Annotated in this window: 11 protein-coding genes and 3 riboswitches; of the genes, 1 reads left to right on the top strand and 10 read right to left on the bottom strand. The window is 48.4% G+C overall.

Annotated features, from left to right (window positions below; translation table 11 throughout):
* Positions 1–455: 455 nt before the first annotated feature.
* The 10 genes from M3193_RS14135 to M3193_RS14090 all read right to left on the bottom strand — a co-directional run bounded on the left by M3193_RS14135 (position 456) and on the right by M3193_RS14090 (position 12,750).
* Positions 456–1,790, bottom strand: a complete 1,335-nt coding sequence (locus tag M3193_RS14135) for an NCS2 family permease (protein ID WP_251628938.1) — start codon at positions 1,788–1,790, stop codon at positions 456–458.
* 147 nt (positions 1,791–1,937) lie between these two features.
* A riboswitch (purine riboswitch) is annotated at positions 1,938–2,039 on the bottom strand.
* Positions 2,039–3,574: a glutamine-hydrolyzing GMP synthase gene (gene guaA / locus M3193_RS14130; protein WP_251628936.1), complete on the bottom strand. Its 1,536-nt coding sequence runs from the start codon at positions 3,572–3,574 to the stop codon at positions 2,039–2,041. Its footprint overlaps the riboswitch before it by 1 nt.
* A 106-nt stretch (positions 3,575–3,680) precedes the next feature.
* Positions 3,681–3,782, bottom strand: a riboswitch (purine riboswitch).
* Positions 3,783–3,813: 31 nt separating this feature from the next.
* On the bottom strand, positions 3,814–6,006 hold the full coding sequence (locus M3193_RS14125) for a transglutaminaseTgpA domain-containing protein (RefSeq protein ID WP_251628933.1): 2,193 nt from the start codon (positions 6,004–6,006) through the stop codon (positions 3,814–3,816).
* Positions 6,006–7,211, bottom strand: a complete 1,206-nt coding sequence (locus tag M3193_RS14120) for a DUF58 domain-containing protein (RefSeq protein WP_251628931.1) — start codon at positions 7,209–7,211, stop codon at positions 6,006–6,008. Before M3193_RS14120 ends, M3193_RS14125 begins: the two co-directional genes overlap by 1 nt.
* Positions 7,208–8,158, bottom strand: coding sequence for an AAA family ATPase (locus tag M3193_RS14115; RefSeq protein ID WP_251628929.1), 951 nt, complete (start codon positions 8,156–8,158; stop codon positions 7,208–7,210). Before M3193_RS14115 ends, M3193_RS14120 begins: the two co-directional genes overlap by 4 nt.
* 188 nt (positions 8,159–8,346) lie before the next feature.
* Positions 8,347–9,171 carry an ammonia-dependent NAD(+) synthetase gene (gene nadE / locus M3193_RS14110; protein WP_251628921.1) on the bottom strand — a complete coding sequence of 275 codons (825 nt, stop codon included), beginning with the start codon at positions 9,169–9,171 and terminating at the stop codon, positions 8,347–8,349.
* Between the two features lie 13 nt (positions 9,172–9,184).
* Positions 9,185–10,654 carry a nicotinate phosphoribosyltransferase gene (locus M3193_RS14105; RefSeq protein ID WP_251628912.1) on the bottom strand — a complete coding sequence of 490 codons (1,470 nt, stop codon included), beginning with the start codon at positions 10,652–10,654 and terminating at the stop codon, positions 9,185–9,187.
* 90 nt (positions 10,655–10,744) lie between these two features.
* A complete protein-coding gene (locus M3193_RS14100; RefSeq protein WP_251628910.1) occupies positions 10,745–12,082 on the bottom strand; it encodes an MATE family efflux transporter in 1,338 nt (445 codons plus the stop codon).
* 13 nt (positions 12,083–12,095) lie between these two features.
* Positions 12,096–12,410, bottom strand: a complete 315-nt coding sequence (locus M3193_RS14095) for a DMT family transporter (RefSeq protein WP_251628908.1) — start codon at positions 12,408–12,410, stop codon at positions 12,096–12,098.
* Position 12,411: 1 nt separating this feature from the next.
* Positions 12,412–12,750 (bottom strand): DMT family transporter, encoded by a 339-nt coding sequence (locus M3193_RS14090; RefSeq protein ID WP_251628906.1) that lies wholly within the window; start codon positions 12,748–12,750, stop codon positions 12,412–12,414.
* A 137-nt stretch (positions 12,751–12,887) separates the two neighbouring features.
* Positions 12,888–12,994, top strand: a riboswitch (SAM riboswitch).
* A gap of 76 nt (positions 12,995–13,070) precedes the next feature.
* Here M3193_RS14090 and M3193_RS14085 point away from each other — a divergent pair.
* Positions 13,071–14,195 carry a methionine biosynthesis PLP-dependent protein gene (locus M3193_RS14085; protein WP_251628904.1) on the top strand — a complete coding sequence of 375 codons (1,125 nt, stop codon included), beginning with the start codon at positions 13,071–13,073 and terminating at the stop codon, positions 14,193–14,195.
* The last annotated feature ends 9 nt before the right edge of the window (positions 14,196–14,204 follow it).

Here is a 14,204-nt window from a genome sequence, read left to right as displayed (position 1 = left end):
TAGGCACGCCGCCAGCGTTCGTCCTGAGCCAGGATCAAACTCTCCATAATAGAGAAATTCGAGTAGCTCGAGTTTCTTGCTGGCATCAATTAAGATGTCAATTTGAATCCGAAGATTCGTTTGTTCTATTCACCGACAGAGTCGGCTCCAGAACTTTATTTGTTGACGTTTTGCTGTTCAGTTTTCAAGGTTCATGTATTTTGCTGTCGGTTAATGTCGTTCTCTCGACTGCTTTATTACTATACCAAATGAAATTTAAAGTGTCAACAGTTTTAATGAATAATTTTCATATCCTTGATTTCCTCTATAGAAATGCACGTTACATCAACAAAACTAACAACTTCATTTACACTAGGGATTTTAAAGACAACCTATATCCTTATTCATTCAATAGTATAAAAAAAGAACGGCCTCATACGAGCCGTCCCACTTAAATTAGAATGTATTCACTTACTTCATTTAATAAAAATGAAATACATGATGAAGATGATGAAAAGCCCGTACATGATCGGATGAATCTCTTTCCTTCTGCCGGCTAGCAGCATCGTGATCGGATAGAAGACGAAGCCGATTGCGATTCCCGTTGCGATGCTGTAAGTCAATGGCATCGTAATAATTGTAAAGAATGCCGGTACGGCGATTTCAAATTTCGACCATTCGATATTCCCTAGTGTCGATACCATCAGCACACCTACAATGATAAGCGCGGGCGCTGTCACTTCCGGGGTGATGACGAACAATAATGGAGAGAAGAACAATGCCAACAGGAAGAGCGTTCCCGTTACAATAGAAGCAAAACCAGTTTTGGCTCCCGCTGCAACACCTGCAGTCGACTCTATATAGGAAGTTGTCGTGGACGTTCCGAAAATAGAGCCCGTCACTGTAGCCATTGAATCTGCAAGCAATGCCTTGCCGGCGCGCGGCAATTTTTCGTCCTTCATCAAACCTGCTTGAGTGGCCACCGCAACAAGCGTACCCGCCGTATCGAAAAAGTCGACGAAGAGGAATGTAATGACAATGACAAGGAATTGAGTTGTCATCAATGAAGCGGGATCGTTGAAGATTGCTTCGAATGCAGCGCCGAATGTCGGAGCGACGGATGGCACTTTGTCGACCACTTTCGTCGGGATATCAATTAAGCTGACGATCATTCCTAGAATCGTCGTCAAAATCATGCCGTAGAAGATGGCGCCCTTAATTTGACGCACCATCATGATGACAGTAATGACTAAGCCGAAGATAGCGAGCAGCGTAGGTCCCGCTGACAAATCGCCGAGTGTCACAAGTGTGTTCGGATCCGCAACGATGATATTTGCGTTTTGGAAGCCGAGGAAGGTGATGAAGAGGCCGATACCTGCACCGACTGCATATTTTAACTGTGATGGTATGGCATTAATGATCGCTTCACGCAAGCCTGATAACGATAGAATAATAAAGATCAGTCCAGAGAATAAAACGCCTGTCAATGCAGTCTGCCACGGGATTCCGTAAGTGAGCACAACTGTAAACGCGAAGAATGCGTTCAAACCCATGCCTGGAGCTAAGCCGATCGGGTATTTTGCAATTATCCCCATGAATAATGAACCGACTGCCGCTGCTAATGCGGTTGCTACGAAAACGGCGCCTTTATCCATGCGCATCGCATCGGGAAGGTCAGGTATCCCTTCCAATGAAAGCATGAGCGGATTGACCGCTAAAATATATGCCATTGCTAGGAAAGTCGTGAGTCCTCCGATGATTTCCCTCCGGTAATTCGTTCCAAGCTTATCAAACTCAAAGTATTTCTTCATGATAACCGTCCTTTTATGTAAATTTAGAATGAAGTCGAGGGTCTGTTGTCGTCAGGTCGGAAATCTATTGATAATCAAAACCAAAAAAAGGAAGTATACGATAGTTACACGTATACTTCCCCATGACAATCAAATTAAAACGATTTTCGCCTTTAATTCAATCATCGTAGTCAGAACATTTACGGCGTTCCGGTAGAGACGTTTGGGCCATATCCCCAAAGATATACGATGCAATTATTCAGTTTTGTTTATTCCCACTCGATTGTGCCCGGTGGTTTGGCAGTAATATCGTAGACGACGCGATTCACTTGGTCGACTTCCGATGTGATGCGTGTACTGATCTTCTCGAGGACGTCCCAAGGGATACGCGCCCAGTCCGCTGTCATGCCGTCCACCGAATGAACAGCACGAATGCCGATTGCGTGGTCATAGGAGCGTTTTTCGTTCCTCTTTCCGACGCTGCGGATATTCGGAAGGACTGCGAAGTATTGCCAAATATCCCGATCAAGTCCCGCTTTCGCTATTTCGTCACGAAGGATCCAGTCTGCATCACGGACGATTTCAAGCTTCTCTTCCGTAATTTCTCCGAGTACCCGAACGCCGAGGCCTGGTCCAGGGAACGGCTGGCGTTGCACGATGTCAGCAGGCAAACCGAGCTCTGCACCCACTGCGCGCACTTCGTCTTTGAACAATGCTTTCAACGGCTCGATCAATTCGAACTCCATGTCTTCCGGCAGGCCGCCGACGTTATGGTGTGATTTGATCACTTCATCCGTCGCCGTTCCGCTTTCAATGATGTCCGCGTAGATCGTACCTTGCGCAAGGAAGTCGATGCCTTCAAGCTTAGCGGATTCTTCATCGAATACGTAAATGAATTCATTGCCGATCACCTTCCGTTTCTCTTCGGGATCAGTGACGCCTTTCAACTTGTCCAAGAAACGTTTGCGGGCATCGACTTTAATGAAGTTCATATGGAATTGATTGCTGAATGTGTCGACGACGCTTTCCACTTCACCTTTGCGAAGAAGGCCGTGGTCGACAAAAATGCAAGTAAGCTGGTCGCCGATCGCGCGGTGAATCAACGTTGCCACGACAGATGAATCGACGCCGCCGCTTAGTGCACAAAGGACTTTCCGATCGCCGACTTGCGACCGGATCTTTTCAACTTCGATGTCGATGAAACCTTTCATCGTCCAGCTTTTCTGTGCTCCGCAAACGGCAAAAACAAACTGGCTTAGGATTTCCTTACCTTCAGTAGATTGCGGGGCTTCAGGATGGAACACGACGCCATAAAGGTGTTTTTCTTCGTTCGCAAAAGCGACCGTTCCGCCGTCAGGGCCTGTCGCGATTGCTGTAAAGCCCGTCGGCAATTCAGACACCGCATTTCCTCTGCCCATTAAGATGGATTGCTTTCCTGCAAGTCCCGAAAACAGTTTAGAAGCAGGAGTCACATTGACTTCCTGTACGTCTGTGGATTCTTCAACTACCGTTTTTCCGCCGAATTGCTTGGCGATCAGTTCTGCACCGGAAGAGATTCCAAGTACAGGGATGCCGAGATCAAATATGCCAGCGTCGATTCCGTAGTCAAATTCCTTTGACCCGCCGGAAAGGATGACTCCGACAGCCTGCATATTTTTGATTTCCTCCGCTGTAATCGTATGCGGATGCAATTCACTGTAAACCCCCAACTCACGGATTGTGCGGGTGATCAGTTGGTTATATGCGTTACCGTAATTCAGTACTACAATCTTTTCCTGTTCGATCAATAAAGGAGCCGTCGACAATTGATCCACCTCTTCCAATTAGTTTCCGTTGCCGCTAAATAAGTAAAGACGCGTAAGAAAGTCCTTCTTTCCACGCGTCTCAACGTTCTACTGCAGGCAGAAACAGACATAACTGTCCTGCCTTCATAGACAAGCCATTCACGGTGGCTTAGTAGAAACATCCGAACCATATTATCGGATTTATATGAGGGCATATCGGTTGTTCTTTTTTTTAATCTTACGCCTCCGACTTGCAAAAATCAACAGGAAGCCCTATTGATTAAATCTTCCCATATTTCCTGCAAACCTGCCCAGTCGTCATGTCTCGTATATCCGCCATAGAGGCCCCGTTCATACGCCTCGGTAAGCATTTTCATCCGGCGGCCGCCGAAGTGCGTATCGACCGTTTTCGCATATTCGGATAACGTCATGCTGTCCGTCCGTTTAAATCCGAACCGGTCCAACTGTTTCAAGAGGCCCTTATATTGTTTCGTGTACGTTACCCAATCCGCTTGCCTTTTCCGGTAAGCGTTTATGAGCAGCTTAGGAATCCATTTCCCCCGATGCTTATACACCTGCCATGCAATAAATACAATTACGGCAAGCACGGCAATGCCGATCCACGCATTTTCACGCAGGAATTTATCCATTTTGTTGAAGAAGGCGAGAACTCCATTATCTTCATCCTTTTTAACAGGCGTTTCCTTATTAGTTTCGGGCTTCTCACGCTCTTCCATGTCAGGCGCTTCCGGATCGCTCATATCCAATTCAAGATCGTATTCGATGCCGGTCATATTCGAAAATCCGATTGTCGGTTCGAAAGGCATCCATCCGAATCCCGGAATATAAGCTTCCACCCATGAATGCGCTTCATTGTTCGTCACTTGATACTCCATCTTGCCTTCTGAATTCGTTTTCCCTTCGCCTGGCGCGAAGCCCTTCACCCAGCGTGCAGGGATGTCGGATGCGCGCAGCATGACAACCATGGACGTTGAAAAGTTATCGCAATAGCCGCGTTTTGTATCGAATAGGAATTGATCCACATAGTCCTCAGCCCCTCTAGGTACTGCCACATTCTGCTGGTCGTACATGAATCCGTTCCTTGCGAAATAGCGTTCGATTGATTTCGCTTTCTCGTATACGCTCTCCTCTTTCCCGGTAATCGTCAGCGCCAACTCGCGTACGCGGGCAGGCAATTGCTCAGGAAGCTGCAAATACTCGGAGAAATCCATGGATTCGAGCGCATAATCATCCATTGAGGTTGCACGAAGCGCTTTTAAGCTGTAATTCCGCTCGATAAGATCGATGCCGAAAGAATCGAGCTCCGCCTCTTCCCCGTCTTTCAACACCCAAAAACGCCCATTATCCTCCTGGTTCTGCAAGACGACGTCCGTCCTCGTATGAATTTTGGATGTACCGTATGGATAGACTAGAAAAGGTAATTGTTCCTTCATATTGATTTCCGCATGAAGGAATTTATCCTCCTCAAGCAGGTTATCCGCACCCGAAAAGGCAAGCAATGATCCCGGTTCGATATTGACAGGTATTGCCTCTTCAGACCGTTGTTCCCATCCCTTTGACGTATACGTGTTTTTCGTCTCGATCTTCCAATATTGCTTCTTTGGAACGGTCGCACTGAATACGACGGTGCTATCTTGCGAGAAAGCGCCTCCCAGCTTCGAATCATCTGTATCATAACCGCTTTTCGCTACGAAACTGCCGCTGCCGATTCCTTCTCCTTGGACAACCGACTTCAAGAAGGGGATTGGGTCGTCCCAGGCAGGTCCCCGATCTGGCATAATGCTCGCGAATGCACTGCTGCAAACGACAGCGAATAGCAAAGGGAGGGAAAAAGCAGCGAACATCCCCGTCCCTATTTTCCGTCCATGCTTATCGGAAATGCGGGAAATCGTCAACAACCCTATTAATAAAAGGCCTGAAACCATAATTCTGAAAATGGCGCCTTCCGCCGAATAGGAGCTGAAGGTATCCAATATTGCGATGAAGATGACCGTCAGTGCGTAGAATAAGAGGATGCTTTTCCGCACTTCAATCCAATGGCGGATCAAGTAGATCGTCATCCATAACAAGACAAAAAAGAGGACTGTCCGGAACGGATTCGTAATGCCATCCCAATTCCAAGCGGCGATAATGCCGATATTCGACAACAGATCCGTAATGAGCAATGAAACTGTTTCTCTCGACAGAATGACAGTCTCAAAGAACACATAATGGAGCGACCAAAAAAGATAAATGAGTTTCAACGGAATCGACAGCCACCATTTCATCCTCAACAGACCGAAAATGAAGGATATACCGATGAAGAAAAGGAAGACCGTTATATATTCCGTGTCGGTCAATTCAATGACAGGCAAGAGCCATTCCCAGAGCAGGATGAAGGCCAGCGCATACATGAGTATAAGGAAACGCATATCCGTCCTTACTTCCTTCATTAACTGGCCACCTCCTTAAAGGCTTCCGAAAATTGCTTTCTGCTAAGCGCATGCATGGTGATCCCTTTTGCTTTAGCAAATTTAATCTGCTCTTGAAGCTGATGATGCAATGCATTTTCCCCGTCAACGATGACGAAACAGATAACCGATTTCGTATTTTTCACTAGAGCCATCATCGATTGGATGAACAGCCAGTCGGGATCGGCCGTCACCAAGACGACGCTGCCGGCCACCCCTGGCAGTGACGCCGCCACCGGTTGAACGTCTTCCGTTGCAGTTGGCTTTATTTTAGCTAAATGAACAAATACTTCGCGCAGTTGATCCGCTGAATGGATGAATGGAAACGCTTTTGTCTCGGCCCCCGCGGAAACGAAAGCGATATTCGCCTGATGGTTCCCAGCCTCCTCGACAATGGAAGCCGCAAGTTCAACCTTCTCTTCGAACAGATTCGACTCCCTGCCGTCAAGCAGCACAATTATATCTTCGGACTGCCGATCTTCGAATTCCTTCGTCATCAGATTTTGCGTACGCGCGAAGGACTTCCAATGGATCCATGTGACCCGGTCGCCCGCTTGATAATCCCTCACCCCTGTTGCCATCGTCGTATCCTTGACAAGCGAAAATGGGGATATGAGGGATCCTCGGTCATATTGGGCATTGATCGGCACGTAGCTAATGGCGGTCGTATTCGGATAAACAAGGATTGCATCCTTCAATTCTATGAATACACGTTTTTGAATCCAACCGAAAAAATCGGAAACTTCCATTTCGAGACCTTCCACAATATGCTCTCCTCTTGGAAGCTTGTCGACTTCATATGCGAACTCCACATTCTTTTTAAAGCCGAATAGGAAGATATGCTTCGTGTTGGCTTTCGCGCTTCTGACCATGGCGGGATCCGCCCATTTTTCAATCGCGACGGTATACAGCAAAGGGAACGGGACTGTCCGCGTAAGCCTCACGGTAACCGCGAGCTTCCCCCCGCTCTCGATCGTTTTTGTCCGGATGATGCGCTCGGCTTTTATAGTATTCATCGGGTAGGCAAAGAGAGCGATTGAATACAGGAGGAAGGGCGTCAACATGTAAAAGATCGTCCAGCTCACTTTACCACCTTGGAACATCGCGAAGACGTAGACGGAAAAGAAAAGGCCGACGATGAAAACGAAGCGGCCTGTCACCGATAGCAATTCTTTCCCTTTTCTCATTTCAAACCGACCCGGTCGATCGGCACGCTCACCCGAGTGAGGATCCGGTCGACGATTTCATTCGAAGTGATCCCTTCGTACTTCGCTTCCGAACGGAGGATCATCCGATGGCCGAACACAAAAGGAGCCAAATACTTTACGTCGTCAGGCGTTACATATGTCCGCCCTTTAATAAGCGCATACGCTTGGCAAGATTTCATGAGCGCAAGCGATCCCCTCGGACTGACACCTAGATAGACGTGTGGAGTATTGCGCGTTTCTGATGCACAATCGACGATATACGTTTTAATCGTATGATCGACATTCACTTCTTTCACTGCAAGTTGGAGCTCCGCCAATTCCTGAATTGTGAGGACGGTTTCGAGATGGTCGATCGGCACTGTCTTTTCCGCACGGGACAGCACTTCAATTTCTTCACCACGTTGTGGGTACCCCATCTTCAGCTTGAAGAGGAACCGATCCAATTGCGCTTCCGGCAACGGATACGTCCCTTCATATTCGATCGGGTTCTGGGTCGCCATGACGAAAAACGGCTGGGGAATCCGGATCGTTTCCCCGTCCACCGTGACGGATGATTCCTCCATGCTCTCGAGCAAGGCGGCTTGCGTCTTCGGGGACGTCCGGTTAATTTCATCGGCCAGTACGATGTTTCCGACAATTGGTCCCGGTCTGAATTCAAATTGCATTTCCCTCGGATTGTAGATGGAGACGCCAAGGACGTCCGATGGCAATAAATCCGGTGTAAACTGTATACGTTTAAACGAGGCGCCGATCGATTTCGCGAGCGCTTTCACCATCATCGTCTTCCCGACGCCGGGGACATCTTCCAACAGGACATGTCCGCCTGCCAGCAGCGCTGTCAGGCTCAGCTCCGCGATATCCCGTTTGCCGATCATCACCTTATCAATATTCGCGAGAACTTTGTCGATAACTTGTGCATGAGTCATTCTATTTCCTCCCATTCCAACTTCTCTCTATAATCTGCCCAACATTTTACAATAACATGTCCGAAAATTTACATAATGTAACTTCATAATAACGTAAAACCGTACACTTCACAACAGCTTACAAAATTTGCAAAACCGGTCATAGCAAAAACCCGCCACCGAAATTTACTTCGGTGGCGGGTTCATGTTCATTTCCAAAAATCGTCGAATATCGTAACCGGCATGTGACGCTTATGCGCCGATCTTGTATAATGCTTTTTAATCGTTTCCAGTGCTTTATCTGAAACTTTCTTCCCTTCCAGGAAGTCATCGATCTCCTCGTACGTGACGCCAAGAGCAACTTCGTCAGGCAGTGCAGGCTTGTCGTCTTCAAGATCTGCTGTCGGCACTTTCTCGTAGAGATGTACCGGGGAGCCAAGTGCCTTCATCAGCTCACGGCCCTGCCTTTTATTCAACCGGTAGATCGGCATGAGATCGGCTGCGCCATCGCCGAATTTCGTGTAGAATCCGGTCAACGCTTCCGCGGCGTGGTCAGTCCCTAGAACGACGCAGCTATGCGCCGCTGCGATGGAGTATTGGACTTTCATCCGCTCCCGGGCTTTTTCATTCCCTTTTGTGTAATCGGAAATGACGACCCCAGCCTTCGCCAGCGCCTGTTCGCTCGCATCGACCGCACCTTTGATATCCACGGTATACAGCAAGGAAGGATTAATGAAGTCAAGGGCGTCCTGCGCATCGTCTTCATCGAACTGCTTCCCGTACGGAAGCCTGACGGCAATGAACTTATACCTGTCCGTACCGTTCTCTTCGTTCAGCTCATCGACAGCCATCTGCGCAAGCCTTCCGACGAGCGATGAATCCTGCCCGCCCGATATACCGAGAACGAAACCATTTACGAATGTATTCTTCACTGCATATTCCTTCATGAAATCAATCGATTTGCGGATCTCCTCTTGCGGGTCAATTGACGGCATGCTTTTCAGCTCCGCAATGACCTGTTCTTGAAAAGTCATTTTCCGCACCTCCTCATCTCATTGAAAACTCATCCACTCGATCCTGCACTTCACGGATATTGCGCATTTTATTGTCCCAACATTTCTGACTCAAGTCGACCGGGTATTCCTCCGGGTTCAAGGAACGTTTATATTCATCCCATAACAAATCCAAATTATCGTGAGCGAACTGGCGCATCTCATTTAATGCAGGGTTTTTGTAAATCACACTTCCGCCTTCGATCACTTGCGTATGCAAATTCACTGCATCGAAGTTTGTGACGAATTTGGAAATGAATGTGTGAACCGGGTGGAACATTTTAATCCTTTTTTCCACTGTCGGGTCTTCGTCGTACATCGTGATGTAATCGCCTTCCGCCTTGCCGTTTTCCCTGTCGATGATCCGATAGAGCTTCTTCTGGCCAGGCGTCGTCACTTTCTCGACATTGGATGAAATCTTGATCGTATCTTCCATTTCACCATTTTCATTCTCAATGGCAACGATCTTATATACCGCGCCAAGAGCCGGTTGATCGTAAGCGGTGATCAGCTTCGTGCCGATCCCCCATACGTCGACTTTCGCCCCTTGCGCTTTCAAGTTCAGGATCGTGTACTCGTCCAAATCATTTGAGACGACGATTTTCGCATCGTGGAATCCGGCTGCATCGAGCATTTTCCGAGCTTCCTTCGAAAGGAATGCAATATCGCCGCTGTCGAGGCGGATGCCGATGAAATTGATTTTATCACCGAGCTCCTTCGCGACCTGAATTGCCGTCGGGATGCCGATTTTCAGTGTATTGTACGTATCGACGAGGAATACACAATCCTTATGCCGTCTTGCGTATGAGTGGAACGCTTCGTATTCGCTCCGATAGGCTTGGACCAATGAATGGGCATGCGTACCCGCAACCGGAATGCCGAAGCGTTTGCCGGCACGGACGTTGCTAGTCGCTTCCACTCCGCCGATGACAGCGGCACGAGCGCCCCAGATCGCCGCATCCATTTCATGAGCCCGCCTGCTGCCGAATTCCATGACGACTTCCTCTTTGACGACCTGCTTGATGCGGCTCGCCTTTGTCGCAATGAGCGTCTGGAAGTTGACGATATTCAGCAGCGCCGTCTCGATGAGCTGGGCTTCCGCCAATGTCGATTCCACTCGCAGGATCGGTTCGTTCGCAAATACAAGTTCCCCTTCCTTCATCGAATAAACATCGCCAGTAAAACGGATATCTTTCAAATAGGAAAGGAAATCCTCCTTATAGCCGAGTTCCTCCCGTAAATAGGTCAGGTCGCTCTCACTGAAATGGAAATCCTTTAAGTAATCAAGGATCCGCTCAAGTCCCGCAAAAATCGCATAGCCATTACCGAACGGCAAGTTTCTGAAGTACAGCTCAAATACCGCTTTCCGTTCATGGATGCCATCCGCCCAATATGCTTCCATCATGTTGATTTGATAAAGATCTGTATGTAGTGCCAAACTGTCGTCTGCATATTTCGAAGTCATGTCAAATCTCCTTCTTCCGCATCTTCTGATAGTTTTAGTATACACTAGTTACCCTTGTTTTCATTATAAATAACATGCACTTAAATTTCCTCATTCTCCAAAAATGTCGGTTTGCTTCCACTTTCCGTACCGGTAATAGAGGAATGCGATGATGCTGCTGATGACAAAACTGACACCGATTCCGACGGCAATCCCCTTATCTCCCATGAAACCTGACAGGAAGTAAGTAACGGGGTAACGCAATATCCAAAACGAGATGATATTGAGCACAAGCACTTGGAACATCGCCCCCGATGCGCGGACAGCGCCATTGAGTACGAAATTGATACCTAAAAAAGGATAGAAAAATGCAATCATCTTTAAATAGTCGGCACCAAAACGGACAGCCTCCGCGTCAGTTATAAATAGACGGATGCCGGCCCACGCAAAAGCGTAGACAATTCCTGCGATGGCAAACATAATGCCCAGATTATAAAGAAAGCCGATGAACGTAATCCTGTGGACACGGTTCCACTTTCCCGCACCGATATTTTGTCCTGCCATACTATTCACTGCCGTCCCGATCGCTTGCGCCGGCAGCATGATCAGACTATCAAGCCGCTGCGCAGCCCCGTACCCCGCAACAACCGCAGGTCCGAAAGAAGCGACGACACTCATGATCGCCATGACGCCTGCCGAAATGACGCTCATTTGCAAGCCCGCCGGTATCCCCAATTTCAGAATATCAAGCACTTCCCGCTTAGCCGGCAGATGCGGCTTTGTAAACGGCACGAGCTTTTTTCGAACGGAATAAATTGCGCCAGTCGCAAATGCAACCCCTTGGGATACGATCGTCGCAACCGCAGCCCCTTGGACACCCCATCCGAAGACAGCGATGAAAATCGGATCAAGCACCGTGTTCAGCAGGACTGCCGTCAAAACGAAATAGATTGGCGTCTTTGAATCGCCGACAGACCGGAACACTGTGTTGATGAAGTTATATCCGAACAGAAACAGGATGCCGAAAAAGTTAACCCGTAAATAAGAAGTCGCCATTTCGATCATTGAATCGGGGGTGCCGAGCATTGCCAAGATCGGTTTCGCCAAAAAGAAGCCCGCAAAACTTAACACAACGGACATGATCGTCAACAAGACGACGAAAGCGTTCAAATAATTGCGCAAGCCCGTCTCGCTTCCCCTCCCCTTCTGCTGGGACAGGATTGTCAGAGCCGCGTTATTCAGCCCGATAACGAAGGAAAGGACGGTGAATACAACCGTACCTGAAATTGCAACTGCTCCGAGCGCATCGGCGCCGATAAGATTTCCGACCCAAAGACTGTCGATGAATTGATAGGACACTTGCAACAGATTTGTGAGAATGATCGGGGCCGAATAGAAGATCAGCTGCTTGGCTAGCGGTCCTTCCGTAAAATCATATTGTTTCGCCATGGCACTCACCCCTTTATCCAAATATCTTTAATCCGACCGCCCCTCCGATGATCAAGCAAAGGAATAGCACCCGTTTCCATCCCGCTGCTTCCTTGAAAAACAGGATGCCCATAAGGACGGCACCCGCCGCACCGAGTCCGGTCCAAATCGCATACGCCGTCCCCATCGGAATGTCGCGCATTGCGAGCGAAAGAAATAAAAAACCGACCGAAAACGTCCCGACGATGAGCAGCAGGCGGGGCCACGATCTTTTCTGCAAATAAAGATTGATGGCCATGACGCCGAAAATCTCCCCCAAACTCGCGATGACTAAATACATCCACGCCATCTCAACCGCCCCCTTCCGCTGTTTCGCCGGATGCAGTCGTCGTCATTTTTATCCCGATAACCCCAACGATGATAATCGCGATGAAGATCACTTTTGCGATGGAAAAGTCCGCATGGAAAAACAGGAAGTCGATAAGAACGATCGCCGCCGCTCCGGAACCGGTGAAGACTGCATATACCGTCCCGGATGGCAATGTCTCGCAAGCTTTAATAATTGCATAGAAGCTGATGATAATTGCAACGACAGTCCCTGCCCACTCGAGTGCCGAATCGGAATACCGAAGCCCGATCACCCAGAAGATCTCGACGATCGCCGCCAATAATACATAAAGCCAAGCCAATGGAAATCCTCCTCATTATTCAACATGCCCCCATTATAGCAAAAGGGCACGGACATTCATTTCCGAAACTTCTTGCAATCTTCCAGGAAGCATGATAACTTTAGATAAATCTATTTTCTAATAATTACATATTTTGATTCTTATCACGAGAGACGGAGGGATTGGCCCAATGAAGTCTCAGCAACCAGCCCGAATTTGGTATGGTGCTACTTCCAAAAGGCGAACTGCGCCTTGAAGATAAGAAGATTGATTTCAACGATGTTGGAGGCCCTCTTCTTACGTAGAGAGGCCTTTTTTTATAGACAAAGGAGATGGGCAACTTGACAAAACAGAGCATAAACACAAAATTGGTGCAACTAGGAAACCAAAGTGATCCGAGAACCGGGGCAGTCAACCCTCCCCTTCATTTTTCAACAGCGTACAAGCATGACGGGTTGGGGCTGTCAACTGGCTACGATTATACACGGACAAAAAACCCGACACGAACGATCCTCGAGGAAGGCATCGCCAATCTCGAAAACGGCGACCGCGGCTATGCGTGCAGCTCAGGCATGGCAGCGATTCAGCTCGTCCTTTCGCTGTTCAAATCGGGGGATGAATTGATTGCTCCCGACGACTTATACGGCGGGACGTTCCGCTTGTTCGATCAATATCAAGATCTATATAACATCCGGACATCGTACTCCTCGTTTGAAAACGTCGAGGAAACAGAAAAGCTGATTACCGAAAACACGAAAGCGATCTTCATCGAAACGCCGACGAACCCGCTTATGCTGGAAATTGATATCGAACAGTATGTGGAGCTTGCCAGAGAGCACGACTTGCTCGTCATCGTCGACAATACGTTTTTGACGCCATACTACCAACGTCCGATTGAGCTCGGGGCGGATATTGTCATCCATAGCGCAACGAAATATATCGGCGGCCATAATGATGTGCTTGCCGGTCTCGTCGTCGCGAAAGGAGAAGAGCTGTGCAACCGTTTAGGTGCAAACCATAACGCAATCGGCGCGACGCTTTCCCCGTTCGACTCCTGGCTCGTCATCCGCGGTTTGAAAACCTTGCACGTGCGGATGAAACAGCATGATGCCAATGCCAAGGAGCTCGTCGCCTATTTGGAAAATGAACCGCTTGTCGATGATGTCCTCTATGCAGGCAAAGGCGGCATGATTTCATTTAGAGTACGGGAAAGCGAGTGGGTCGATCCGCTGCTGCAAAACTTGAAGCTGATCACGTTTGCGGAAAGCCTCGGGGGCGTGGAGAGTTTAATCACGTATCCGACGACGCAGACCCATTCGGAAATTCCCGAGGAAGAACGGGAAAGACGTGGTGTAGATAGAAGGCTATTGCGCTTTTCTGTAGGATTGGAAGAGGCTGCGGATTTAATTGCCGACCTCAAGCAAGCCATTGCCATCGCCGCAGAGACGACAGCTGTCAGGCAATAAAAAAAGGCC

The organism is Sporosarcina luteola (assembly GCF_023715585.1).
GTDB lineage: Bacteria > Bacillota > Bacilli > Bacillales_A > Planococcaceae > Sporosarcina > Sporosarcina luteola_D.
The sequence above is the reverse complement of the archived record's forward strand: the minus strand, read 5'-3'. Positions and strand labels throughout refer to the sequence as shown.